Annotated in this window: 17 protein-coding genes; 6 read left to right on the top strand and 11 right to left on the bottom strand. The window is 43.7% G+C overall.

The window, feature by feature from the left end; all coding sequences use genetic code 11:
• The coding region (locus PseudUWO310_RS23220; RefSeq protein ID WP_223805541.1) for a hypothetical protein at positions 1–223 on the top strand (223 nt) is incomplete at its 5' end.
• Positions 224–362: 139 nt separating this feature from the next.
• Here the strand turns inward: PseudUWO310_RS23220 and PseudUWO310_RS04960 are convergent.
• Positions 363–1,784, bottom strand: a complete 1,422-nt coding sequence (locus PseudUWO310_RS04960; RefSeq protein ID WP_142599566.1) for a WGR domain-containing protein — start codon at positions 1,782–1,784, stop codon at positions 363–365.
• Positions 1,785–2,025: 241 nt separating this feature from the next.
• On the opposite strand from PseudUWO310_RS04960, the gene PseudUWO310_RS04965 reads away from it, so the two are divergent.
• Positions 2,026–3,645 (top strand): B12-binding domain-containing radical SAM protein, encoded by a 1,620-nt coding sequence (locus tag PseudUWO310_RS04965; protein ID WP_142599569.1) that lies wholly within the window; start codon positions 2,026–2,028, stop codon positions 3,643–3,645.
• A 219-nt stretch (positions 3,646–3,864) separates the two neighbouring features.
• On the opposite strand, the gene PseudUWO310_RS04970 is transcribed toward PseudUWO310_RS04965, so the two are convergent.
• Positions 3,865–5,346: an MFS transporter gene (locus PseudUWO310_RS04970; protein ID WP_142599571.1), complete on the bottom strand. Its 1,482-nt coding sequence runs from the start codon at positions 5,344–5,346 to the stop codon at positions 3,865–3,867.
• Positions 5,347–5,676: 330 nt separating this feature from the next.
• Between PseudUWO310_RS04970 and PseudUWO310_RS04975 the strand changes: the two genes are divergently transcribed.
• Positions 5,677–6,246: a thioredoxin domain-containing protein gene (locus tag PseudUWO310_RS04975; RefSeq protein WP_142599573.1), complete on the top strand. Its 570-nt coding sequence runs from the start codon at positions 5,677–5,679 to the stop codon at positions 6,244–6,246.
• Positions 6,247–6,397: 151 nt separating this feature from the next.
• Here PseudUWO310_RS04975 and PseudUWO310_RS04980 read toward each other — a convergent pair whose 3' ends face one another.
• The 7 genes from PseudUWO310_RS04980 to PseudUWO310_RS05000 form a co-directional block, all read right to left on the bottom strand.
• Positions 6,398–8,047: a serine hydrolase gene (locus PseudUWO310_RS04980; protein ID WP_142599575.1), complete on the bottom strand. Its 1,650-nt coding sequence runs from the start codon at positions 8,045–8,047 to the stop codon at positions 6,398–6,400.
• Positions 8,048–8,097: 50 nt separating this feature from the next.
• Complete coding sequence (locus tag PseudUWO310_RS04985; protein WP_223805542.1) at positions 8,098–8,976, bottom strand: RNA methyltransferase; 879 nt, start codon at positions 8,974–8,976, stop codon at positions 8,098–8,100.
• The gene (locus tag PseudUWO310_RS22740) at positions 8,949–9,104 is read right to left on the bottom strand and encodes a hypothetical protein (RefSeq protein ID WP_190315907.1); all 156 of its coding nucleotides are present in this window, start codon (positions 9,102–9,104) and stop codon (positions 8,949–8,951) included. The genes PseudUWO310_RS04985 and PseudUWO310_RS22740 overlap by 28 nt, the downstream gene beginning before the upstream one ends.
• Positions 9,097–10,104 (bottom strand): DNA cytosine methyltransferase, encoded by a 1,008-nt coding sequence (locus PseudUWO310_RS04990; RefSeq protein WP_142599580.1) that lies wholly within the window; start codon positions 10,102–10,104, stop codon positions 9,097–9,099. The genes PseudUWO310_RS22740 and PseudUWO310_RS04990 overlap by 8 nt, the downstream gene beginning before the upstream one ends.
• Positions 10,105–10,274: 170 nt before the next feature.
• Entirely contained in the window at positions 10,275–11,243 is a 969-nt protein-coding gene (locus tag PseudUWO310_RS04995) for an aspartate carbamoyltransferase catalytic subunit (RefSeq protein WP_142599583.1), read from the bottom strand.
• A gap of 17 nt (positions 11,244–11,260) precedes the next feature.
• Positions 11,261–11,413, bottom strand: coding sequence for a hypothetical protein (locus tag PseudUWO310_RS22745; protein ID WP_173400655.1), 153 nt, complete (start codon positions 11,411–11,413; stop codon positions 11,261–11,263).
• Between the two features lie 376 nt (positions 11,414–11,789).
• Positions 11,790–13,565 (bottom strand): ABC transporter ATP-binding protein, encoded by a 1,776-nt coding sequence (locus PseudUWO310_RS05000; RefSeq protein ID WP_142599585.1) that lies wholly within the window; start codon positions 13,563–13,565, stop codon positions 11,790–11,792.
• A 557-nt stretch (positions 13,566–14,122) separates the two neighbouring features.
• On the opposite strand from PseudUWO310_RS05000, the gene PseudUWO310_RS05005 reads away from it, so the two are divergent.
• Genes PseudUWO310_RS05005 through PseudUWO310_RS05015 form a run of 3 tightly spaced genes read left to right on the top strand, consistent with a single transcriptional unit; the run spans position 14,123 to position 24,397 of the window.
• The gene (locus PseudUWO310_RS05005; protein ID WP_142599588.1) at positions 14,123–20,338 is read left to right on the top strand and encodes an AAA family ATPase; all 6,216 of its coding nucleotides are present in this window, start codon (positions 14,123–14,125) and stop codon (positions 20,336–20,338) included.
• Positions 20,339–20,367: 29 nt separating this feature from the next.
• Complete coding sequence (locus PseudUWO310_RS05010; protein WP_190315908.1) at positions 20,368–23,094, top strand: hybrid sensor histidine kinase/response regulator; 2,727 nt, start codon at positions 20,368–20,370, stop codon at positions 23,092–23,094.
• A gap of 10 nt (positions 23,095–23,104) precedes the next feature.
• A complete protein-coding gene (locus PseudUWO310_RS05015; protein ID WP_142599590.1) occupies positions 23,105–24,397 on the top strand; it encodes a sensor histidine kinase in 1,293 nt (430 codons plus the stop codon).
• 173 nt (positions 24,398–24,570) lie between these two features.
• Here the strand turns inward: PseudUWO310_RS05015 and PseudUWO310_RS05020 are convergent, their stop codons facing one another.
• Together PseudUWO310_RS05020 and PseudUWO310_RS05025 are read right to left on the bottom strand one after the other, a co-directional pair.
• The gene (locus PseudUWO310_RS05020; protein ID WP_142599593.1) at positions 24,571–25,944 is read right to left on the bottom strand and encodes an ATP-binding protein; all 1,374 of its coding nucleotides are present in this window, start codon (positions 25,942–25,944) and stop codon (positions 24,571–24,573) included.
• Positions 25,945–25,951: 7 nt separating this feature from the next.
• Entirely contained in the window at positions 25,952–26,503 is a 552-nt protein-coding gene (locus PseudUWO310_RS05025) for a heme NO-binding domain-containing protein (protein WP_142599596.1), read from the bottom strand.
• Positions 26,504–26,509 lie beyond the last annotated feature (6 nt).

Raw genomic sequence — 26,509 nt, forward strand, 5'->3', positions numbered from 1 at the left:
ATATCAAACTTCGGTTATGGTTCAATTTATTGAACTTATAGCTTTTGTATTTACATATGGATTGAACCACAGAAATAAATGTGAAACTGCTTCTATACATTGCTTTTGTTTCCCGACAAGTCTATTATCAATTTTATGTACATCGGGTTTTGGAGTAGAGGCAACACCGATATTTCAAAATGGTGATTATGTTTGCGCTCCTAACTCTAAACAAGTTAGGTAGTCATATGGGCATCTCTAAAAATTCAAATTCAAGGCAAACTAGCAACGAGAAATCAGTGCTTTCAGACTTTATCTTTCACTCAAAAGTTAATTAATAGAGATGCTCATATATTGAAAAAACTAATCGCCAAGGTTTGACGCTAAACTAGTCTTTTAATATCGCCAATGGTACGATAAAAACTACCATTGGAAGATTCGCGAATTTCGTCAACGAGATAACGTGCGCCTGCTTCACGAATGTCTTTGGGGAATTGCACTTTCCAAGTCTGGTCATAGCCATCAGAGATAACCCGAATTCTCAACTTGCTTCCTTCTTGGAAACATTCTAACAATACACCACGGCTCCGATCTGAAGTGGTTTCCAAGGTCGTAGACGGCAGCACATCCTCTAATTTCGGAGCCTTGATATTAATAGCCTGCGTAAATGTTCCTGCTTGAGCCGCTTGAATGGCAGTTTCACTAGCATCAATGCAAGCAAAAGAGCCATCCGTTGTCACAATATACAATCTTCCATTAAAAAACTGCATCGAAAAAGCAGAGCCACAACCCGTCCCCAATTTCCAAAGGCGATCGCCATTATGATTAAAACAATAGATCGAAGAACAGTTGTCACCAGCAAATACATACTCACCATCGCCTGCGGTAGCACAGGAATAGATAGCCGCATCACATTTATAAACCTTGCTGATTTCGCCTTTTTTGGTAAAACTCTGAACTAGACGATTAGAAGTGCCAACATAAATCATTGACTCCTCTTGCCAACCAAACAGAACGGAGCCATTGGTGGGCTGATTCCAGATCATCTGTCCATCCTCCCAGTCATACATCGTCACGCCTTGACTATGTCCGTGGTAGATGCCAATCTCATCGCAACGCACCATCCAGCCATGATTACCCGCACTATTTTTTGTCCATTTAGACTCATCCTCATGATTGATTGTGGTAACGCAACCATCCTTATCTGAGACCCCTAAAATGCCATCGCTAATATCTAGCCAAAAAATATCCACATCCCGCGCAATCTCATAGGCAACACGCGGCACTTTTCCACCCAAGTCATAGACCTTACCATCATCACATCCTGCATACAGCCAATCGCGATCGCTAACAATACACTTCACACCATCAGGTAATTTGAACTGATTGATTACTTGACCATCATGGGTGAGCGTATAGATTCGCCCATCTTGATTGCCAACCCAGCAACCTATTTCATCGATCGATACTCCAAAGGCGGGGGCTCCAGTGGCAAACTTCCACATTACTGGCGACTGTTGCGCCGTTGACTTACTGCTAGAAATTTCTCGACGAGTAATCGCCCGTTTTTTGCGTTCGCCCAATACAGCTAGCTCATAACCCTTGCGCTTCTTTTCGTTGATTTTTTTGGTTGCATCAGCCAGAGCTTTCTCAGGTGTATCAAAGGTAGAGACTTTGGTTTGTCCGCGATCGCCAATACGACCATAACGAATCGATACATTTGTACCATTCACAATTACTTCATAAAACTTGTGAGAACCACTATCTCCTTCCGATAGCTCTAAATATGTTGTTTGTTCTGACATAAGAAATCCCTTGGCAGTTTTATAAACTATAGCTGTCGCTAATTGTACTAGGACATAAACCCGAAGAATTGATTGGCGGCGCTTCGCGCCGCCAATCAATTCTTCGGGTTTGATTTGTCCTAAGTCAAGTGACTGTAGCTACGGAAAATAAGAGAGGTGCGACACGAAGTGCCGCGCCGCTCTTGTTTTGCACCCTTGTAGATATGGCATAATAGCGATATTGCGATATATTGCCGAAACGTTGAACCAATCCTACTTTCAGTCTGAACATTTACTCTTTGACCCAACCACACCAGATTGCAATGCAGTAAATATTGTCTTTGCTTTTCCCAATACCTACACCGTGGGAATTACGAGCTTAGGCTATCAAGGCGTATGGGCAAATTTGGCTACGCGATCGCAGGTTAACGTCAGTCGATGGTTCACCGATGCCCATGAGGACTTACCTAGGAAGATTGAAATATTAGGCTTTTCGTTTTCATGGGAACTAGATTACGTCAATATTCTTGCCGCTTTAAAAAAATTTGAGATTCCCATCGATACCTGCGATCGCACTGACGAGCATCCGTTAGTTTTTGGTGGAGGACCAGTTCTCACTGCCAATCCTGAACCCTTTGCTGCGTGGTTTGATATTATTCTGCTCGGTGATGGCGAAGAATTAATTGGGAATTTCCTCAATGCTTATCAAGAAGTACGCCATGCTAGTCGCGAAATAAAATTGCGTCATTTAGCTAAATTAGATGGAATTTATGTTCCATTATTGTATGAAGTAACCTACGAATCCGATGATGGGGCGATCGCTTCCATTCAGCCTATAGATGCCGATATTCCCGCAATCATCCATAAGCAAACCTATAAGGGGAATACTCTTTCCGCTTCCACAGTTGTGACCGAAAAAGCGGCTTGGGAAAGCATTTTTATGGTGGAAGTAGTGCGGAGTTGCCCAGAGATGTGCCGCTTCTGCTTGGCGAGTTATTTAACGCTTCCCTTTAGAGCGGCTAGTCTGGAATCGAGTTTAATGCCTGCGATCGCTAAAGGACTACAAGTAACTAAACGCTTAGGGTTACTGGGGGCATCGATTACCCAACATCCTGAATTTGATACCTTGCTGGATTATCTCGCCCAGCCTCAGTTTGATGATGTCCGCCTCAGCCTAGCCTCAGTCCGCACCAATACCCTAACGGAAAAATTAGCGCGAATCCTCTCTACCCGTGATAGTCGCTCTGTCACCATTGCGATCGAGAGTGGTTCCGAACGTTTGCGCGAAATCATCAATAAGAAATTGCATAATGATGAAATCAAGCAAGCGGCAATCAATGCTCAATCTGGTGGCTTGAAATCATTAAAACTCTATGGCATGGCAGGCGTGCCCATGGAAAATGATGACGATATCGAACAAACCATCGAAATGCTAATTTCTCTTCGCAAAATTGCACCAAAATTAAAGATCACTTTCGGCTGTAGTACTTTCGTTCCGAAATCCCATACGCCTTGGCAATGGCAGGGGGTCAGCACGACTGCCGAAAAGAAAATGCAGCATTTTCGTAAAAAGCTACTTCCTAAAGGGATTGATTTTCGTCCTGAAAGTTATAAGGATTCGCTGGTGCAAGCAATGATATCTAGAGGCGATCGCCGTTTGACTAAACTACTGATTTTGGCTTGTAGTTACAGCGATGGGGATGTCCCCAGCGATGGTTCCTATAAACGCGCCTTTAAGGAACTGCGGGGACAGTTGCCACCTTTAGCTTGGTATGTTCATGAAGATTGGGATGTCCAGCAAATTCTGCCTTGGCAACATCTCCGTAGTGCGTTGCCCGTAGAGACATTAATTAAACATCGCGAAACTTCTTTCGCCTATTAAGTAGTTACTCCCTTCCCAGTGAAAAATTAGACGTTGCGGCGCGAAGCGCCGCAACGTCTAATTCTTGGTTTTGTATGTCTATTTCTTTGGTGGGAAGGGAGTAGGCATAATTAAAAACCAAAACCAGAGAGCATCTCGCCCGCACAGTGAGCGGGATGCTCTTCTAGGTTTTAAGCTAGCTACTTAGTAATAGAGGCGGCATAAGTGCCGCCTCTATTACTAGGATTGCTCGTTTTGCTGTCTTCTTCTTTCGGATAGACGCATTAATATTTCCGTATGCACTTCGCGCGTGATGGGATAGAAATATGCCAAGGCTAAGCCAATAATTAAAGCGATCGTCGGTAAAGGACCGATCGCTATTCTGATCGCCGATAGAGCGGAATCAGGTTGCACGGGGAGGGGCTGACAGGGAACGCTTTCTTTAAATTTTGCCCATGACAGACCGAGCCCCAGCAAAAATAGCCCACCTGCGAGACCAAACTTTTGCAATAACACCATGAAGGCGTAAAAAATTCCTTCGCGGCGTTGACCAGTCTCTAATTCATCGAGATCGGTGACATCAGGAATCATCGACCAAGGAATTAGATAAGCCGTAGAAACTCCCGCACCTGCCATAATTGCCAGTATATAGAGCAGGGTAACCTGTCCTGGTTGTAAGAAAAATAATCCTGCTTGAGCCGCAATCCAAATGCCTGAACCCATGAAGTAAGCGGCTTTTTTGCCAAATCGCTTACTGACAGCACTCCATACCGATAGCATGACTAGGGCTGTACCTTGGACGGCGATCGTGACGAGAATGAAGTCATTCTCTTGCATCTTCATCCAATTCACAACGAAATAGGGAATGATCGAGGCAGTAATTTGCAAGGCTAGCCATGAGCAAAAATAGATACCGATCACAAAGAGAAAGGGACGATTGCTGAAGACGACCTTGAGCTGTTCTCCAAAGCTCATCTCTTCAGGAGTTGCGTCGAGGGATGCATTATGGAGGCGATGCCGATCGCCTGCGATCGCTCTTTTCTTAATTCCCCATACACACCAATAAATCGAGATGCAAGAAATAAGAGCGCAGACAGCACCCAGCACGATATATTGCGTGCCACCTGCATTACAACTACCCGTCTGTCTTGCAGGATCTTTAAAAAAGGCAAAGATTAACTGAGCAATAAACAGAGAGAGAATACTGCCGCCAATTGAGAAGGTAAAGCGGAAAGTGTTGAGGCTTGTTCGTTCGTTATAATCTTGCGTAATTTCAGGGGTGAGCGCTGTATAGGGAAGGTTAACGGCGGTGAAGAAGGTATTAAAAACGATGCCGACAATTGCGTAATACCAAAAGAGAACTGTTTTATCGGTACTAGGTACTAGCCACTGGGCAAAAAATGACAAGCCAAAGGGGATCGCTGCATACAGCATCCAAGGCAGCCTCCTTCCCATTTTTGATTTAGTGCGATCGCTGAGTACCCCGATAATGGGATCGTTGATTGCATCAAAGATTTTGCCAATTAATAAAACTAGCCCTGCAAGAGCGGGATCGAGTCCTGCAACATTGGTAAAAAAGAATAATAGAAAAAATGAGAGCAGATTTGTGGTGATGGCAGTACCGAGATCGCCTGCGCCATACGCCATTTTTTCACCAAAAGTCAGTTTGGCTTGCGTAAGATCGTATTGGGATAAATCTAAGGAATCTTCGGAATTACTCATAATTAATTGCGTAATTTCAATATTTTTACTTAATCAAATATAAAACCCTAAAACCTGCGGCGCACGCTGCGCGTGCGCCGCAGGTTTTAGCTCTGGATTGTAATTATGCTGAGATACTTATACCAATTCACGAAAGTGTGACAACACTTTTGTGAATTAAAATCCAAACCCAGTAAGGGTTTTCAAATTTCAAAATGGCGTAGCCATTTTGAAATTTGGTATTAAATGTTGCTAAGGATCGAGCTAGCCATTACTTCTTTAGAATGGCTTTAGCATAGAGCAATCCTTGCTCGCCATAATGGGAATAGTAATTTTTGTAAGTTATTTTTTATGAATCTAGAAAATCCAACCAGTCCAGAATCGGCAACTCCCTATCAACTACGCAATTTGTTAGTGGCGATCGCCGCGATCGTGTTAACGGCAGCGCTATTTTTGGGCTTTCAGGCGCAGCAAAGTGGGACTTCGCTGGATGCGGTTGCCGCGGTAGCTTTGCCGATAGATGTCGCTTTAGCCAATAACAAACCGACCACGATCGAGTTTTATGCAGATTGGTGTACGAGTTGCCAGTCGATGGCGGCGGATAATTTGTCGCTGGAAAAGGAATATAGCGATCGCATGAATTTTGTGATGCTGAACGTAGACAATACCAAATGGTTGCCAGAGATGACAAAATATCGCGTCGATGGCATTCCTCGGTTTATTTTTTTAGATCCTGCTAATAAAGCGATCGGCGACTCGACGGGTGCGATCCCCCGCGAAATTATGGCGGCAAATATTGAAGCGGCGATCGCCGATCGCCCTTTGCCCTACAACAGTACGAGTAGCGATCGGATTTCCCCCGTTACGGAAACCCAAGCTGCCGATATTTCCCAACCGAGAGACCACGGCAAAAAGTTCTAAAAGCAGCCTTATACCAAATCACAAAATGGCGTAGCCATTTTGTGATTTTAAAACCTTTACTGGGTTTGGTTTTCAATTCCCAAAAGTGTAGCCACACTTTTGGGAATTGGTGTTAAGCAGCTTTAAACAAGTCGCGCATTGCGCGACTTGTTTATCTGGAATTATTGGGGGATGGCGATGCGCTAGGGTTTGCATTGGGTAGCGGCAGCGTAATAGTTTCAATAGTACTCGTAGCCCCATTGTTGGAATTTGAGGGGGAATTTGAGGGGTTAGAGGCGGAATTGCTTGAATTATTTGTGGAACTATTCGTCGAGTTATTAGAATTTGACGCATTGGGGGCATCTGCACCCGTAGGGGCGGAATTCTGATTGTTGGGCAACTTGCCGCCATTAAGAAAATATTCGTAGGTAGCCCGTGAAATTTGGCGAATCAACTCATTGGCGCGTTGGTCATTGTCAGGACGCTTGACCATAACGGCGATCGCATAGCGCTTACCATTCGGCATATCAACGATCCCCGCATCCCCCACCGATGATGCAATATCCCCAGTCTTGTGGATAATTCGGGCATCCTCGCCCAGCCCCTGCGGCAAAAGTGTATTAGTTACGGGACGACGCATGATGTCCATAAAGCGATCGCGACTGCGAGGCTCGATCAATTTGCCGCGATCGAGCATAGATAGCAATGTTGCCAAATCCTGCGTACTGATCGTGTTTGTCCCTTCGAGATCGGGGAGTTGATTGTTGATCACGATCGAATTTAGTCCCCAAGATTTAAAGCGCTGATTGAGGGCAACAGCTCCCCCCAAACGCTTGATGATCATATTTGTCGCCGTGTTATCGCTAATAACGATCATTTTGGTGGCGGTTTCTAAAGCCGAAATCTTCGTACCCGTCGGTAAATATTGCAGGTCACCTGCTTGCCCCACCTTTACATCGGCGGTCATTTCCAAGGGTTCGTCAAGCTTGATTTTGCCAGCATCCACATCTTGAAAAAAAGCAACCAAAATCGGGGTCTTGATCGTACTTGCGGCGGCGATCGGCTGATTTGCTCCGATCTGGACATAGGTTCCAGAATCTAGATCGACCATCATCATCTGCATACTGAGGTCTTTTTCCTTTGCTGCTAATTCCTTGATCTTGGCGAGTAGGGCTGTCGCCTCCGTTTTGAGATCGAGAGGAACGATATCTTGGTTTGTCTTACTAGTTTCTTCTTTGGTAACTATTTCAGGAGCCATACTTTTGGCTCGGATTGTCTGCTGATTTTGCCAAAAGGATAGTGCTGTCCCTGTAATTACGCTCAGACCGATCCCCGCGATCGCTAAGCGCAGTAATTGCCATCCAAAGGACTTAACGGGGGACTTGATGGGGGTAGGTCGGGGGGGATTATTGGGCTTGCGGCGCGTTCTTAACTCAGTGTTTCTTAACTCAGTGTTTCTTAACTCAGTGTTATGGTCAGTTCTATTTTCGGGACGATTTTCAGGACGATTCTCAGAACGGCTTTCAGGACGTTGTTCGGGACGAGCTTCGCGTCCGTTACGATTGGGCAAGGATTTGATTTTGCTATCTCTGCCTTCGCCTCGACTGTCAGTCCGATTGCTAAACCTATCGATGCTGGGTTCAGGCGATCGCATTGCTTCGGGCGATCGGATCATGCGAGGTTTGGAGTCAGAATTAATGGGTTGGAGAACAGCATCACTATTGCTTGTCACGGCCTTGGCACGACGCTCGCGCAACTTATTTAAACGCGCTTCTCGACTTTTTTCGGTAGCGTCAGGCGATGAAAAGTTTCTTGGTTCCACTGCTATTTATAACTCCGATACAAAAATGTCTCTATATATTGACTAGCAATTTAGTCCAGATGAGCCGTAGCCCAATTGAATTGGCGCAAAATCCCCCGCAGCATGGCAACTTCTGAGGGACTCAGATTTGCCCGATCAAAGATATGCCGAAATTTCCGCAACCGATGAACGGCGGTATGGGGATAAACATAGCCGATCTTCAGCAATACTGCCTCAAGTTGCTGGTAGCAAGCTTCAAGGTCTGCGCGGGTAGCAAGGTCTATGGGTGCTGACTTTATCAAATCTTGGGCGATTTGGCTAGTCAAATTTTCTTGACATGGGGAATTTTCCCCTTTTTCCCTAAGGTCGTCCCTCAGCAATTGCAGTTGATAGCAGCAAATGCCTACGGACTGAGCCAAGTTGAGGGATGGATAGTCGGGATTGACGGGAATTCGGATCACTTGCTGACAATGTTGGAGTTCGCTATTACTCAAGCCCCGATCCTCAGCCCCAAAGACGATCGCGCTAGTTTCCGCTTGCATTAACCAACTCAGTCCTCGGGAGGGATTTGTAAGGGGCATTTCCCCCTTGTCAATGCGACCTGCGGTGGCGATCGCCCGATAACAATCGACTAAGGCGGCAGGTAAACTATCAACAACCTTGGCATTTTCTAAAATTTCTGGGGCATGGACTGCCATCTGTAGGGCTTCATCCCCAAGGCGATCACATTTGGGATTAACGAGCCACAGCTCCGTCAGTCCAAAATTTTTCATTACCCTTGCGACCGAGCCAAGGTTCCTCGCTCCTGCCGTCTCGACTAGGACAATCCTAATATTTGACGTGTTATTTGATCTGTTATTTGATCTGGTATTTGATTTGATGTCTGACATATAGCGATCGTAAACCAATTTTTCCGAGGATGCTACCTTTCCCATTCGATATGTCCGCATGTTGAAATCACCCAATCAACAGCATCTTTAGTTGATATTTCAACATCAGGGTGCATTTCAAAATATTCCTTAATTATATCGAGTTGAATATTACTTTTTTCTGTGGATTTATGATTAATTTCAGACATTAATTAAGTCGCTTTTCTTAATGGGATTTTCTTTAACTACTTTATATTTTGCTAAACAATTAATTAAATTTCTGGCAACTTCATGCACAACAGGAACTGCAACTGAATTGCCAAACTGTCTATACATTTGCGTTCTTGAAACAGGGATAATAAAACTTTGAGGATATCCCATAATTGCTTTGCATTCATTTTCACTAAGTAACCTAATTCCAGTCTCTCCACCTTTAACAAAAGTTCCAGTTAGTCTCTGGATTTTGTGATAAGTAGAACATAGAGTCTTAACTTGAATTCGAGATTCTCGATCAATTAGTTCTGGTCTCCCATCATCTATTTTAAATAGATATGAACTCTGTAAATGCTTAGATATTGAATACCCACTCACATTTTCTTCTACATAAGAACCAATAAATTCTTTACTTAGATGGGGGATAGGAAATCTAAAATCAGGGATATCAGTGGAAATATCTTCAGATATTCCTACTATGAATATTCTTTTTCTAACCTGCGGTACACCATAGTCTTTGGCATCTAAAATACTCCAAAAAACATGGTATCTAATCTCAGGCTGACATAGAAAAAGGTACTGTCCATTTACAGATATAGATAAGGTTTCTAATATAATACTTAAAGTTTTTCCACCATCATGGGTGACTAAACCCTCAACATTTTCTAGAATAAAAGCTTTCGGCTTTTTCTCCTTTAAAATTTTAACTACATTATAAAATAGGGTTCCCTGTGTTGGGTGTTCAAAGCCTTCACGTTTACCAATCGAGCTGAATGGTTGGCATGGAAATCCAGCAGTTAATATGTCAATGTCTGGGATTTTAGATGGATGAATCTGAGTAATATCTCCATGGGGGATATCATCAAAATTAGCTGCGTATGTTAACTGGGCATATTTATCCCACTCAGAAGAAAATATGCATTTGCCATTCAGACTCTCTAGAGCAATTCTAAACCCACCAATCCCAGCAAATAAATCTGCAAAAAGAAAACTCATCTTTATGTCTTTATTTTTGATATTGATTAATAGCTAAGTAACTGGAAACAATTAAATATAAAATCCTTAAACTTATAGCGCACGCCCAGCGTGCGCTATAAGTTTTGGCTCTGGATTTTAATTATGCCCAGCTACTTAACAAAAAAACAAATATTTTATTGCAGAGTTTTTTAAATAGCCGTGCCCAGTAAATACAATAGGCTCATCCTAATGGCTACGCCATTAGTTACCTGTTTATCGATCAGGCTTAAGCGGGGATCATCCATTAAGTCAGAGCTAATCTCTACACCACGATTAACGGGGCCAGGGTGCAAAACTTGGACATTGGGCGCACATTTAGCTAAGCGATCGCGCGTAATCCCATACCTTGCATGATATTCCCGCAAGCTAGGAATTAAGAATTGCCCCATGCGCTCCATCTGTAAGCGCAACGTCATCACAAAGTCCGCATCCTCAAGGGCAGGTTCGAGAGAATAATGAATTTTTGCGCCATACTCGGCAAATTCGGGTGGCAATAATGTGGGCGGAGCTGCCAAATGCACATCGGCTCCATTGGTCAGCAAACTCCAAAGATTTGATCGCGCTACCCGTGAATGCAAAATATCACCGACGATCGCTACTTTTTTTCCCTTCAGATCTTTTGCGGTGGGAGTCTTGGGATTGAGATACATGCAAAGGGTCAGCAGATCTAGTAAGGCTTGGGATGGGTGTTCGTGCTTACCATCACCAGCATTGAGGATCGCCACTTTGCCACTGAGGGCATCCATATCGCGGGCGATCGCTAAAGGCACGCCTGCCGATTGATGCCGAATCACCATAATGTCCGTGCCCATTGCTAGAAAGGTGCGGGCGGTATCCAAAATCGTCTCTCCCTTAGAGAGGGAAGATGTTCCAGGGGCAAAATTGAGGGTATCGGCGGAGAGGCGTTTGGCGGCAAGCTCGAAACTATTGCGCGTCCGAGTTGAGGATTCAAAAAACAAATTAGCGACAACTTTGCTCTGCAAGGTTGGCACTTTTTTATTACGACGGGATAGCACTTCTAAAAAGCTAACGGCTGTCTGCAAGACCGTTTCGTAATCATTCGGCGTAAAATCGGCAAGCGAGATTACATGTCGGCGCTGCCAAGTAAGTTCAGTCATAGTCATTAGCTTTGAGGCTATGAAATAGAGCGATGGGATAGGATCGCGCCAACGGGGGCTGGTGCAACCATGTCATCGGGTAAGAAAGCACGGGAGCTAACCAACACTAGGGTGAATAGGAAAATTGCGAAGATGATTAACGGTGCAATGTATTGACGAAAGAAGGGCACGGTTTTAAATCGTAGATAACGATTACATTATCTACGATTTAACGTCAGTTCGGGTTAAGCTGGCAAATTTTAAAAGTCCAAAAGTAAAAGCCTTGCGTAGCAAGGCTTTTACTTTTGGGCTTTGAGAAAGAGTTTGCGTAGCAAACCCTTTCTCAAAGCCCGTTTCTATCCCGAATCCACGTTATGCTGCTCTCTGGCTTATCCGCATCGGGACATACAGCGCTTTGCGCTCAAAACCAAACCAAGGAAATTTTTGAAAGCGTTGCATCGCAACGCTTTCAAAAATTTCCTTGTGGTTCGTTTGATCGATAATTGCTATAAAAACCCAAAATATTGTTGCCGCGCGGAGCGCGGCAACAATATTTTGGGTTTTTATTTAGTCGTGAGTTTGCCCCGTTTGTAAATTCCACAAACTCGTATAAATTCCATTAACCGCCACTAACTCGTCATGTGTCCCCATCTCTACCACTTTACCGCGATCCATCACATAGATCCGATCCGCATTACGAATGGTTGATAAACGGTGCGCGATCGCGATCGTCGTGCGATTTTTGGTGATGCGATCCAAGGATTTTTGAATAGCGGCTTCAGTTTCATTATCCACTGCCGAAGTTGCTTCATCGAGAATCAGGATGGGGGGATTGCGAAGTACGGCTCTGGCGATCGCAATTCTTTGTCTTTGACCACCAGATAGCTTTTGACCGCGTTCACCGACGATCGTATCGTAACCCTTAGGTAAGGTGAGGATAAATTCGTGAGCTTCAGCAATCTGCGCCGCCTCAACGATCTGCTCCGCAGTTGCCTCAAAGGAACCATAGGCAATATTTTCTAAAACAGAACCATGAAATAGAAATACATCTTGGCTCACCCAACCGATGCAAGAACGCAGCGATCGCAATTCTAAGTCACGAATATCAAGGCGATCGAGAAAAATATTCCCAGATTGAATCTCGTATAGGCGTAAGAGCAGCTTGACTAAAGTACTTTTGCCCGAACCCGTAGCCCCGACAATAGCCGTAGTTTTATTTGCGGCAATTTCTAAGGATAAGTTCTCAATAATTGGAAAGTTAGCGGCATAACCAAAGGTGACATCCTTTAGCTGAATGCTACTCTGGCTTTGGGCTTGTGGATCGACAACCTGCGAACCTGAATGAATGGCGATCGGCGTATCTAGTAAATCGAGAATCCGATTGGTTGAAGCCATCGCTCTTTGGTACTGATCGAGGGTTTCTCCCAAACGGGTGAGCGGCCATAATAGACGCTGAATCAGATAAACCATCACTGAGTAATTTCCCACTGAAAGCCTTTGCGCCTGCACTTCTAAGCCACCATAGTACAAAATCGCAATGAAGCCGACAAAGATCAAAATCCGAATTAAGGGAACGAAAGCCGCACTATAGGCGATCGCTTGACGATTGCTTTGACGATAGCGATTGCTTTCTTTTTCAATCCGCTTATGCTCGTAATCCTCAGTCACAAAGGCTTTAATCGTTGTAATTCCACCGATGTTATTGGACAGTTGCCCGTTGAGCAAACCCACATTTTCGCGCACTCGCGCATAGCGAGGCGCAAGAAATTTCTGAAACCAGATTGAACCCCATAGAATAAATGGCATCGGTAACATCGCCAGCCAAGCCACATTGGGCGTAATTACAAAGAATGCTCCCCCAATTAATAGAATTGTAGCCGAAACTTGAATTACCTCATTGGCTCCACCATCGAGGAACCGCTCTAATTGATTGACATCATCACTCAAAATCGACATCAATCCGCCCGAACTGCGCTCCTCAAAAAAAGCTAGCTCTAATTCTTGCAAGCGATCGTAGGCATCGAGGCGGAGATCGTGCTGGATGGTTTGGGCGAGGTTTCGCCATTGGAGCGCATAGGCATACTCAAATATGGATTCTAGCGCCCAAATTGCGCCGCTAATTGCGGAAAGCACAAACAATTGCGAGGCTAATCCTTGCACCCCCAAGGGATTTGCCCAAAAGTTCTCTTTTTGTAATACCAAATCGATCGCTGCACCAATTAAAACGGGTGGAGCCAGATCGAAGAATTTATTTAGAATCGAGCAAGTTGTCGCAATCCATATTTGTTTGCGATAATTTCGGGCATATCGAGTCAGTCGGATAAAGGGATGGACGTTAGACATATTAATACATTGCAATGGAGTCTTTTGGGGACTTTTCTACAATATGCGATTTGGGGATACTTTAAGGTCATTTTGTGAGGTAAGACATAAGGCTTAGAAAGGTATTAATTGCTTATCTTGAAAGATAACTAGGTGATGTGATTGGTTATTAAGTAGCTGAATATAGCAGTCCTAAATCATTGGTAGATTTTGGGGTTTGTGGAAGTGCCCCTCTTTTGGGGGGCACTTCCACAAACCATTTAGGATTGCTATATAATTAAAAAATAAATATAAAACCTGTGGCGCAATCTGCATATGTATCATAGGTTTTGAGGCTTATATTTAAGTGCATTGGGCTACTTACAAGATTGATAATTCTCTTGCTTAGTAATGATTAATCTGCTTCAATCTATAAAGCAGATCGCTTAAAATAAAATTAGTTTATACTTAAGTTATTTCAACTTGATAATGCTTAGCTAAGTTCGGGGGCAAGGGATTTAGATTTCGGTAATATCAAGAATCGATCCTGAAAATCCCTGTTAATTCTTAATTTAGAACGATTATTAAATGGGTATTGAATGAATACTGGTAATTTTGACAAAAATAGGAATCTTGCGACACCACCTCGGATCCTTGACTATCAAATAGTTGAAACTGTTTATTCTGGAAGTCGCACTTTGGTTTGTCTCGCTATTCGTACCTATGACCGCTTACCCGTAGTCATCAAGCTGCTCAAAAGTGAATATCCCACCTTCAGCGAACTGGTACAGTTTCGTAACCAATTTATCATTGCCAAAAAATTCAATTCCCCAAATATTATTAAAACCTACAGTCTCGAACCATACCAAAATAGCTATGCCTTGGTGATGGAAGACTTTGGGGGGATCTCACTTCAGAAATGGACGTTACAGCAAAAAAATGCTCTTTCCTTGCCAGAATTTTTAGAGATCGCGATCGCGCTATGCAATACCTTAGATATCCTGTATCAGGAGCGCATCATCCATAAAGATATCAAGCCAAGCAATATATTAATCAACCCCGCCACCAAACAAATTAAGCTAATTGACTTTAGCATTGCGTCTATGTTGCCAAGGGAAATGAAAGAGCTGCAAAATGCCAACTCCCTAGAAGGCACTCTTGCCTATCTCTCGCCAGAGCAGACGGGCAGAATGAATCGGGGGGTTGATTATCGGAGCGACTTTTACTCCTTAGGGATCACTTTCTATGAATTGCTATCGGGCAGCTTACCTTTTAAGTCTAACGATCCGATGGAATTAGTCCATTGCCACTTAGCGAGATTACCGATCCCCGTTCATCAGATTGCTGACCATGTTCCCTTGGCCTTATCGGGCATTATTAGTAAGTTGATGGCAAAGAATGCTGAGGATCGCTATCAAAGTGCCTTAGGCATTAAACATGATCTGGAGATCTGCTTGGCTCAGTGGCAATCTGCGAACCATGTTGATGTGTTTGAATTGGGAACAAGGGATTTGAGCGATCGCTTTATTATCCCAGAGAAGTTATACGGTCGGGAAACTGAAGTAAATGTTCTCCTGCAATCCTTTGAAAGGGTTGCGCAAGGCAGTACCGAAATGATTCTAGTGGCGGGATTTTCTGGAATTGGCAAGACTGCGTTAGTGAATGAAGTCCATAAGCCGATCACTAGAGAACGGGGGTATTTTATCAAAGGGAAATACGATCAATTCCAGCGTGATATTCCCTTCTCGGCATTCGTGCAAGCATTCCGAGACCTAATGAAGCAATTGTTGTCCGAATCAGATGCCCAATTAAATGTATGGGAAATGGAGATTCTGGCAGCATTGAGCGATAATGCCCAGATTTTGGTCGATGTGATTCCCGAACTAACGCAAATTATTGGCAATCAACCCTCAGCGATCGCCCTTTCAGGAACCGCCGCTCAGAATCGCTTCAATCTGCTCATGCAGCAATTTATACGGGTATTTGCCACCGCCGAACATCCTTTAGTTATATTCTTGGACGACTTGCAATGGGCTGATACGGCATCTCTGAAGCTACTGTCATTGCTGATGGAAGATACCAAGCATTTATTGATCGTCGGCGCATACCGAGATAATGAAGTCTCATCAACTCATCCCTTGATGATGACAATTAATGAAATCGTGAAATCTCGTGCGATGGTGAAAACCATTAACTTGCAACCATTGAGTCTAGTTGATATGAACCAATTAGTTGCGGATATACTCCATTGCGAACTGTCCTTAGCCACTCCCCTGACAGATTTAGTTTACCAAAAGACAAAGGGGAATCCCTTTTTTGCCAACCAATTTCTGAGGACATTGTATGAGGATGGTCAGATTAAATTTGCGAGGGCAACAGGATGCTGGAATGCCAATATTGCTGAGATTAAAGCATTAGCCATCACCGATGATGTAGTGGAGTTTATGGCGAAGAGATTGCAAAAGCTGCTACTACCAACTCAAAACATTCTCAAACTAGCGGCTTGTATTGGCGCACAGTTTGATTTGGCTACCTTGATAGTGATTGCAGAAAAATCCTTAGAAGAAGTCTCCACCGCCCTATGGATGGCTTTAGGAGAAGGATTAATTCTTCCTGTCTCCGATGTCTATAAATTTTTTGCTCAAAGTGGCGATACGTTAGACCAGACTCAAGCCTCGGTGAATGTGACCTATCGCTTCCTCCACGATCGCGTACAACAAGCTGCGTATTCCTTAATTCCTGACGCGCAAAAGGCGCAAACCCACTTCAAGATCGGTCAGTTACTTCAGAAAAATCTATCAGATATAGAACTTGAGGAAAAACTATTTGATGTTGTCGGACAACTGAATTGTGGGAAGTCCCTAATCGAGCCAAGGGAACGGGAGTTTTTGGCTCGGCTAAATCTCAAAGCCGCCATCAAAGCCAAGAACTCTACTGCCTACATGGCTGCAAAAATGTATCTGCAATCGGGTATTGATCTGCTAGATACAGGCTGGCAAGGTCAATACGATTTGACCTTAAAACTTTATACGGCCTATGCGGAAGCTAGTTATCTTCATGGCGACCTAGAGGGGATGGAACGGATTGCCAAAATAGTGTTGGAGAACGCGCAGACAAATCTAGACAAGATCAAAATTTATGAGATTCAAATTGCTGCCCTGACCGCAACACAACGGATGTTAGAAGCGATCGCCGTGGGACGAGATGCCCTTCATCCATTGGGGATCTTGATTCCCAGTGAGCCTAGTGATGAATTAAACAAACAGATTCTCCAAAATCTTGCCGAACAACTTCAGCATAGAAGGATTGAAGAATTAGTTAACCTCCCTGAGATGACCGATACTTCCATTCAGGCGGCGATGCGCATCTTAAGATCACTATTTGCTCCAATCTTTGTGGGGGCTCAGAATTTACTCCCTTTCCTTAGTTCCACAATGGTGAATTTGTCGCTTCAGTACGGCAATACAGCGGCATCGGCGGTAGGGTATACTCTGTATGGTTTTGTGTCCTGTGCTTTATTGGGAGAAGTAGAGGTGGGCTATAGCTTTGGCAAACTATCCCTCGTGATCCTAGATCGCTTTAACGCCAAAGAGTTTAATTCCATGATTTTTTGTCTCTTTGCCACTTTTATTCAACATTACAAGGAACCAATTAGGGAAAGCATCCCAATCCTAAAACAAGGCTACATATTAGGTAGAGAAACTGGTGACTTTAATAATATGGGCTACAATATCTTCAACTATGGTTATTCCAGTTTCTTTAGTGGTGTGGAATTGGGGGATTTAGAAGTAGAGTTGACCAACTATAGTTCGGTGATCACTGAAGCCAAGCAATATTCTGCTAAGGGTTATCTTGATATTTTGCGGCAGACGATTCAGAATTTGAGGGAGGACAGGGGCTTTTCGGACTGCTTAGATGGGGATATTTATAGTGAAACTGCGATGCTTCCCAAACATCTACAGGATAACGATAGCACCGTACTTTTCACTCTTTACTTCTATAAGCAGTTACTCGCTTACCAATTTGGCAATTATACATCGGCTTTAGAGTTTAAAAATAATGCCGAACTATATTTATTAGCCGCCTCAGGCACATTGATAGCCGCCATCTTTCATTTCTATGCCGCCTTAACCTGCCTCGCTCTCTGCCACCAAGCACCAGACAGGGAGGACTTGCTATTATCGTTGCAGAATTACCAAGACCGCCTATATCGATGCTCGCAAAACAGTCCTGTCAATCATTTGCATCAATGGTATTTAGTAGAAGCTGAACGCCAGCGAGTCTTGGGGAATAAGGCGGAGGCGATTGAACACTACGATCGCGCAATCTCCCTTGCCGAAGAAAACCAATTTCTCAACGAAGAAAGCTTGGCGAATGAACTGGCGGCGCAGTTCTATCTCGATTGGGATAAAGAAAAAATTGCCAAAGAATATCTGATTAATGCCTACTATGGGTATGTTCGCTGGGGAGCGATCGCTAAGGTTCAGGATTTAGAAAGTCGATACCCTCGACTACTCGCGCCAATTTTACAACAACAAATATCGCTATCTCCGACGGAAACTGTGTTTGCGCCATCATCGCTAACTGCGTCCCAAACTCGCGGTAGTCAGTCCTCCAGCACTAGTATTTCTTCTACCCTCGACCTAGAAAGTGTTTTGAAAGCTTCGCAAATCCTTTCGAGCGAAATTCAACTCGATCGGCTTTTGGCTACCTTACTGCATACAGTCCTAGAAAATGCGGGGGCTGATAAAGGTGCATTGTTAATGCCCCGTGAACACCAATGGTATGTGGAAGCATTGGCTACCATCGATTCCCCTGCACAGGTGGAAACTATCGAGCTACCTAGAAGCCAAGAAGTTCCCCATAGTTTGATTAACAATGTCAAACGTAGTCTGCAAACAGTTGTCATTGATAACGCTGTCCTGCATCCTTCCCTAGCGGCGGATGCCTATATCTTACAAAAACAACCCAAGAGCTTGCTTTGCACACCCATTTTGCAACAGGGTAAATTAATTGCCATTTTGTATTTGGAGAACCAGATCGCGACAGGAGCCTTTACCAGCGATCGCTTGAGAGTGATTGAAATTCTCTGCACCCAAGCGGCGATCTCTCTAGAAAATGCGCGACTTTACCAACAGTCACAAATCAATTTGGCAGATCTCAAGCAGGCTGAAGTACAGCTACAAGAAGCGAAGGATTTCTTGCAATTGATCATCGATAATATTCCCCAGTTGGTGTTTTGGAAAGATCTACAATTAAATTATCTGGGTTGCAATCGCCTTTTTGCTGAAACTATTGGCTTTAAATCCTCCCAAGATGTTATTGGCAAAACTGATTACGACATGCCTTGGCAAAAAGAAAACTCCGATTTGTTTCGAGAAAGTGAGTACCGAATTCTAGAATCGGGTGTTGCCGAATTGGGGATCGTTGAGTCTGTAATACGGGATGAGGGCAAGCAAGAATGGGCGGAGGTGAATAAAATTCCTTTGCGAGATGCGCATGGCAAGATAATTGGTATTTTAGTTACTTTGCAAGATATTACCGATCGCAAACAATTAGAACAGGAGAGATTGAGACTCATCTCTATTCTGGAAGCCACTTCCGATATTGTGGGGATTGCCGATGTTAAGGGTAATAATGTCTATCTCAATCAGTCAGGGCAAGAGATATTGGGGATCCCTGCGGCGGAGACAAATCAATTTCATATTTCTGAAGTCATTGCTCCTGCCATGCTAGAAACTTTTCAAACCAACATTCTGCCCGTAGCGCTACGCGAGGGGATTTGGTCGGGAGAGATGTGTCTGCGGAGTCGGAGTGGAGAAGAAATCTCCGTGTCTCAAGTTCTGATGACCCATAAAAACGCCCAAGGGGAAATAGAATTTCTCTCGACAATTATGCGCGACATTCGCGATCTAAAACGTATTGAAGCCGAGCGGCAACGCAAATCAGAGGATCTCGCCCAAGCTTTACAGGAACTAGAGTCAACGCAACTACAGATGATCCAAAGTGAAAAGATGTCAGCCTTGGGGAATTTAGTCGCAGGGGTAGCCCATGAGATGAATAATCCCCTCGGATTCATTGCGGGCAGCCTCAAGCAAGCCAAACCTACCCTCGCGGATATAGTTGAGCATCTGAGGATCTATCAAGCCAGTTTACCGCGCAAAAATGAAGAGATCCTTGAACATGAAAACGAAATCGATTTGGAATATGGGCTTGAAGACTTACCGAAGATGATTGATTCGATGATGATGGCCTGCGATCGCCTCAGAAATATTAGTACTAGCCTCAGAACTTTCTCCCGTGCCGATCAAGACTATAAAGTACCGTTTAATATCCATCAGGGGATTGACAGTACCATTCTCATCCTCAAGCATCGCCTTAAGGCAAGCGAATTGCATCCCGAAATTGAAGTCGTCACTAATTACGGAGATTTGCCGCAAATTAAATGCTTTCCTGGGCAGTTAAATCAAGTGTTTATGAATATTCTCGCCAATGCGATCGATGCTTTAGAAGAATCTAATCAGGGGCGTAGTTTTGAAGAAATTAAAGCCCAACCAAACTGCATCACCGTGACAACGTTACTGGAAGAGCAGTTTGTGAAAATTATTATTGCTGATAATGGCAAAGGAATGGATGAGGAGACGAAACAGAAAGTTTTTGATCGCTTATTTACGACCAAAGCTGTGGGAAGGGGAACAGGATTAGGTTTGGCGATCGCTAGGCAAATAATAGAAGAAAAACATCAAGGAAATATTAAGGTTAGTTCTATCCCTAGTGAGGGTACTATATTCTCAATCGCTATTCCAGCGATATAGTTATGATTAAGTTAGGCGGATCTCAATTAATGGTTAACATCAATTCAAATCCTAAGAAATCCGTACCTTTAAGGTTTGTGTTAATCGTTCCTTTTGTGTTGCAAATCTTCGCTACGGTGGGAATAACTGGTTATTTGTCCCTAAAAAATGGACAGAAAGCTGTTAATGATGTTTCTAGTCAATTGCGACAGGAAATGAGCGATCGGATTAATCAGCAAGTCTTGAATTATTTGGACAAACCATATATTTCTGGACAAATGTTTGTTGCGGCTGCTCAAAAGGGAAAGCTTGATCTCACAGATGTTACTAAACTGGAGACAACCTTTTGGCAACTAGTCAGCCAAAATACGATTGAATTCATGCAAATTGCGCTGGCTGACGGATCGAGTATCCAAGTTGAGGATACACCGAATGATGGGATTTTATCTTTTGTGGGGGCAAAAGAGGAGCTACCGCAGCGCAAAATCTATCAACTGGGGGATCGTGGGCAAAGATTAAAGTTGGTACAAACTCAACCCGATTTCGATCCGCGACTGCGACCTTGGTATCAGAATGGACAGAAAGCCACAAAACCTGTTTGGACGAAACCATATTTAGGGATTACGGTTAAATTGCCTTCGATCGCTTTGACCCAACCGATATACGATAGCAACGGTACTTTTTTGGGAGTCCAAAATAACATCTTTCGGATTGCTAAAATTCATAATTTCTTGAATACGATCAAGATCGGTAAGACGGGACAGACCTTTATTATCGATCGCTCGGGGGCTCTCATTGCCAGTTCAAAAATCAAAAATCCCTATATCTTCGATCTGAAAAAGAACACCTTACAGCAGATTGAAGCAACTAAGGCTGATGACCCCCTGATTATTGCTACTTCTCAAGCTATTTTGGATAGATTCGGAGATTTTAGTAAAATTGATGCCAGTCAACAGCTAGATTTCACGATCGCGAATCAACGCCACTTCGTCCAAGTTTCCGCTATTCGCGATGGACGCGGCATTGATTGGTTGAGTGTGGTGGTAGTGCCTGAAGCTGACTTTATGGCGCAAATTGATGCGAATACCCATACAACTATTCTGCTCAGTTTGGCGGCTTTGGCTGTGGCAACGATCTTGGGGATCTATACTTCATTGTGGATTACGCGACCGATTGGCAGGTTGCAGCAAGTTAGTGAGGCGATCGCTACGGGGGAGCTTGATCGTACTGTGGAAATCAGCAACATTTACGAACTAGAAGGTTTAGCGCGATCGTTCAACCAAATGTCAGTCCAACTCCAAAGCTCTTTTACGGCTCTTGAGGAGCGTGTTGCCGAACGGACGATCGAACTTCGGCAAGCTAAAGAAGTCGCCGACAATGCGAACCAAGCCAAGAGCGAATTTCTGGCAAACATGAGTCACGAACTGCGAACGCCCTTGAATGGAATTCTGGGATATGCCCAAATTTTAAATCGGTCAAAAGCGCTAGCCGAGAAAGATCGTCACGGAGTAAACGTCATTTATCAGTGTGGGTCGCACCTACTGACATTGATTAATGATGTCCTCGATCTATCGAAGATCGAAGCAAGGAAACTGGAACTAAGCAACAACGTGATTCACCTACCATCCTTTCTGCAAGGAGTAGTAGAAATCTGTCGGGTGAGAGCCGATCAAAAGGGGATCTACTTCATTTACCAACCTGCGATTAACCTGCCAGAAGGAATCAAGGTAGATGAAAAGCGACTGAGGCAAGTGCTGCTGAACCTGCTAGGGAATGCGATCAAATTTACAGACAAAGGGAGCGTCACCCTTAAAGTAGATCTGCAAAGAGAAGATACGAATCAAGCGATCGCCGAGATTAAATTTACGATCGAAGATACGGGAGTCGGGATCGCCACCGAACAGACCAAAAATCTGTTTAAAGCCTTCGAGCAAGTAGGAGAAAAGAGTCGCCAAACCGAAGGGACGGGGCTAGGGCTAGCCATTAGTCAAAGAATCGTGCAATTGATGGGAGGAGAGATCGAGGTAAGCAGCACTATTGGTGTAGGCAGCACCTTTAGCTTTGAACTAGCGATCCCCCTTGCTAGTGACTGGGCGCAACAAAGTGCCATCAAGAGGGGGCATACGATCATCGGCTACGAAGGAGAGCGTCAGCATCTATTAGTAGTGGATGACCGATGGGAAAATCGAGCCGTATTAATGAACCTATTAGAACCCCTAGGCTTTACCTTTATGGAGGCAGAGAATGGGAAAAAGGGGCTGGAGAAGGCAAAAGAACAAAGCCCCGATCTGATCGTCACGGATTTAGCCATGCCCGTCATGGATGGATTTGAGATGTTGAAGAAACTGCGCAACGATGAAGCCCTCAAAGAGTTGCGAGTAATTGTATCCTCTGCATCGGTATCGGAAATAGATCGTCAGATCAGTATAGAAGCGGGAGGGGATGATTTTCTCGCTAAGCCAGTTCACGCTGAAGAATTATTTGACTTATTGGCGAAGCACTTACCCATCAAGTGGCTCTACGAGGCGAGTGAGTTAAATATCAGCGATCAGGAGCAATCGACGGTCGAAATGCTTGTCCCACCAAGGTCAGATTTACAGATTTTACTAGAATTGGCTGAGGATGGACTATTGAGAACATTGACGGACAAGGCTAAGGAGATTGGCGAGAAAGATGAGCAATATCAGCCTTTTGTCAAAGAAATCATGCAATTGGCGAAACAATTCCAAACAGAAAAAATCGAAGCGCTAATTCAGAAATATCTTACTAACCTATGAGTACAACTCTATGAGTACAACTGTAACTGGCTTAATTTTAATCGTTGACGATAATCCCACTAATCTGGATGTGATTTCGGAAGCATTGATTAATGCAGGGTATAAAGTAGCGATCGCGACCAGTGGCGAACGTGCTCTGCAACAGATCGAACGAAGATTGCCCGATCTGATTTTACTGGATGTGATGATGCCTGGTATTGATGGCTTTGAGACCTGCAAGCGGCTTAAAGCCAATGCTAAGACTAGCGCCATCCCAATTATGTTTATGACGGCTGTGGCGGATGTGGACAATAAGGTGAAAGGGCTCAAACTCGGTGCAGTAGACTACATTACTAAGCCCTTCCAAGAAGAGGAGGTTTTAACGCGGGTCAAAACCCATTTGCAGTTACATTTTTTGACGCAAAATTTAGAACAGCAGGTTGCCCAAAAAACCGCAGCTTTGCAAGCAGCTCAACTCCAAATTATTCAGCGGGAAAAACTGTCGGCTCTGGGTAACTTGGTGGCTGGCGTTGCCCATGAAATTGCCAATCCCGTGGGATTTCTCGGTGGTAATATCCAACCCGCCTTGGACTACATCAAAGACTTATTTGGATTGTTAGATCTGGTGCAGAAGGAGTCCGCTAATTTCAGTACGGCGATCGAAAAGGAAATTGAAGCGATCGATCTCGAATATATCCGCGAGGATCTGCCTAAGTTAGTGGGGTCGATGCGAGAAGGGGTAAAACGGATTAAAGATATTAGCAATAGCTTGCGGATATTTGCCCGTGTCGATAGTATGCGCCCCATTGCTTGCAATATTCATGATGGTATCGACAGTACAATTATGATCCTCAAGCATCGTCTCAAAGCTTCTGATGCTCACCCCGATATTGAAGTTCTGCGTGAGTATGGGGAATTGCCTCTAGTGGAATGCTATGCAGGACAATTGAACCAAGTATTTATGAATCTCTTAGCCAATGCGATCGATGCTTTAGAAGAATCCAATATCGGACGAAGCTATGCGGAGATTCAAGCCAATCCCAATCAAATTGCGATCGCAACCAAACTATCCGAAGATGGGCAGCGAGTCATACTTTGTTTCAAAGATAATGGCATGGGCATGACGGAGATGGTCAAGCAAAATATTTTTGATCATCTATTCACTACCAAAGCGGTGGGCAAAGGTACGGGGTTGGGACTAGCGATCGCACGTCAGATTGTCGTGGAAAAGCATGGTGGAACGATTCATGTTGATTCTATCTTTGGCGAAGGCACGGAATTTACGATCGAGCTGCCAGTTAAGGAGGCAATCTCAGCTTCATAAAACTGTGAAAATTCAAGAAAAAATTATTTAATATCAATTCACGAAAGTGTGACAACACTTTTGTGAATTAGACACCAAACCAAGAGAGAGCATACCGCCCGCGCAGCGGGCGGTATGCTCTCTCTTGGTTTGGTGTTTACTTACTCTTAGCTACTTAGAAAAAACTACGGCAATTAGGGAATTGGAATTTTGATGATAAATTCAGTTCCCTTTCCCAACTCAGAGATGACATCAATTATACCCCGATGTTTTTCGATAATTTGATAGCTGATGGATAATCCCAATCCTGTACCTTGACCGACAGGCTTTGTCGTAAAGAATGGATTAAAAATCCTCTCTTTAATTTCAGTGGGAATCCCATTTCCATTATCTTTAATGCTAACACAAACATGTTTAGAGTCATCTAAACTGGTTTTGATTATAATTTGCTTCGATTTTATATTAGTCTCAAATAATGCGTCAGCAGCATTAGAAATAATATTCATAAATACTTGATTTAACTGAGATGGATAACAGAACACTTTTGGCAAATCTCCATACTCCCTAAGCACCTCAATGCCTTGCTTCAGCTTGTGGCTAAGAATCAGTAACGTGCTATCAATTCCTTCATGTAAGTCCACATCTTTTTGGTCTGCTTCATCCAATCTAGAAAAGTTGCGTAATGACACAACAAGATCTATAACCCGATCTGTTCCTGTTCGTATTGATGCAATTATCCGTGGTAAGTCAATCAATAAAAAATTCAGGTCGATCTCCTCCATGTAATCAATAATTTCAGAAGAGGCTTTGGGAAAGTGCTGTTGATAAAGTTTAATTAGGGTTATTAGATCCTGAATATACTGATCGATGTAAGTGAGATTACCATTGACAAAGTTAATTGGATTGTTAAGTTCATGAGCAATTCCAGCCACCATTTGCCCTAATCCAGCCATTTTTTCAGACTGAATCAACTGCGTGCTAGTTCTCTGTAAGTTTTTGAAAGCTAGTTCTAAGTCCCTAGCTCTCTGTAAGTTTTCGAGAGCCAATTCTAAGTCTCTAGCTCTTGCCTCTGCAAGGATGGAAATCTCTTCCTTGTCTCTCAAGGTATCTTTTAGTTTCGTCTCCCGTTCTACTAACTCATCCATGAGCCGACTCTTCGTTTGCAAAAGTAAGAGAAAGTCAGCAACTGAATCATGAACTGCAAAGTCTTTTAATTTGATGCCAATTTGACTAAGCTGTTTAAGCTCTGTGACGATGGGCGAACCCAGAAAAAAAATGATCTCGGAATCATCAACAGGTAGCATCTGACCTTTTAGAATCATTTCGCTATGGAGCGATTTCAAAATAAATATACTGTGAGATTTCTTGCTAATAGTGGCAAAATCAGTAGTTTGAATAATAGGGCGGTTAATTTGGAAGCACTTGGTAAACGGTGACTCGATGATGTCTGGAATAAGCCGCTGCAAAACTTCTCCAGCTTGGATGATTGTGAGATCGCCCTTAAACACAAAATGAAAAGGAAATGCTTTCGCAAGTAAGTGGGGTGGTAGAGTGAATTGGGGCTGCATGAAAATTTCAGTTGGATTTATACTGGATGGTAAATTCATCATGGTCTGCACCGTCAGACTTGCTTTGAGTCTGGGTAACTTCAACATCCGTATTTAAGTGCGTACCTAAGCCTTTCACCAATCCCACTACCATTGGTGCTAATCCCTCTCGGTGTGAATGATAGTGAAGGTGTATCGTTTGTTCTTCAAATTCCTCACAGTCAAAGGATGGCGGCTGAAGTTTGGGAAAACTGATGCCGACACGGGTATGAAGATCATCTAGGTTCTGCAAAAATTCGGGAAGCGTATCACCGCTCATTGCCATCAGTTCCCCATACCCTTCTTGAGATGTGTATTGCACCCAGAATTCTCCAAAGGCTTTCATGATTTCTGAAGTAGATAGCCCCAAAACAAGACTTGCTGACTTTACAAGGTTATGGGTTACATCATCTGGATAAGATTCCATGCTGATGAAAGTATCAACTCCAATTTCAGCTTTATGCTGAATCTCTTTCCAAGTTTCTTCACCGAACCGACTACATACCATGTCATGAATTGCTTTGTTAACTAAGCCGTACATAAAATC

The sequence above is a fragment of the Pseudanabaena sp. UWO310 genome (assembly GCF_006861605.1).
Taxonomy (GTDB): domain Bacteria; phylum Cyanobacteriota; class Cyanobacteriia; order Pseudanabaenales; family Pseudanabaenaceae; genus Pseudanabaena.

What these genes read in the sequence shown, in the direction of transcription:
- PseudUWO310_RS04960 (WP_142599566.1), bottom strand. Translation starts at nt 1,784, where the DNA reads ATGTCAGAACAAACAACATATTTAGAGCTATCGGAAGGAGATAGTGGT.
- PseudUWO310_RS04970 (WP_142599571.1), bottom strand. Translation starts at nt 5,346, where the DNA reads ATGAGTAATTCCGAAGATTCCTTAGATTTATCCCAATACGATCTTACG.
- PseudUWO310_RS04975 (WP_142599573.1), top strand. Translation starts at nt 5,677, where the DNA reads ATGAATCTAGAAAATCCAACCAGTCCAGAATCGGCAACTCCCTATCAA.
- PseudUWO310_RS04985 (WP_223805542.1), bottom strand. Translation starts at nt 8,976, where the DNA reads ATGCGGACATATCGAATGGGAAAGGTAGCATCCTCGGAAAAATTGGTT.
- PseudUWO310_RS22740 (WP_190315907.1), bottom strand. Translation starts at nt 9,104, where the DNA reads ATGTCTGAAATTAATCATAAATCCACAGAAAAAAGTAATATTCAACTC.
- PseudUWO310_RS04990 (WP_142599580.1), bottom strand. Translation starts at nt 10,104, where the DNA reads ATGAGTTTTCTTTTTGCAGATTTATTTGCTGGGATTGGTGGGTTTAGA.
- PseudUWO310_RS04995 (WP_142599583.1), bottom strand. Translation starts at nt 11,243, where the DNA reads ATGACTGAACTTACTTGGCAGCGCCGACATGTAATCTCGCTTGCCGAT.
- PseudUWO310_RS05000 (WP_142599585.1), bottom strand. Translation starts at nt 13,565, where the DNA reads ATGTCTAACGTCCATCCCTTTATCCGACTGACTCGATATGCCCGAAAT.
- PseudUWO310_RS05005 (WP_142599588.1), top strand. Translation starts at nt 14,123, where the DNA reads ATGAATACTGGTAATTTTGACAAAAATAGGAATCTTGCGACACCACCT.
- PseudUWO310_RS05010 (WP_190315908.1), top strand. Translation starts at nt 20,368, where the DNA reads ATGGTTAACATCAATTCAAATCCTAAGAAATCCGTACCTTTAAGGTTT.
- PseudUWO310_RS05015 (WP_142599590.1), top strand. Translation starts at nt 23,105, where the DNA reads ATGAGTACAACTGTAACTGGCTTAATTTTAATCGTTGACGATAATCCC.
- PseudUWO310_RS05020 (WP_142599593.1), bottom strand. Translation starts at nt 25,944, where the DNA reads ATGCAGCCCCAATTCACTCTACCACCCCACTTACTTGCGAAAGCATTT.
- PseudUWO310_RS05025 (WP_142599596.1), bottom strand. Translation starts at nt 26,503, where the DNA reads ATGTACGGCTTAGTTAACAAAGCAATTCATGACATGGTATGTAGTCGG.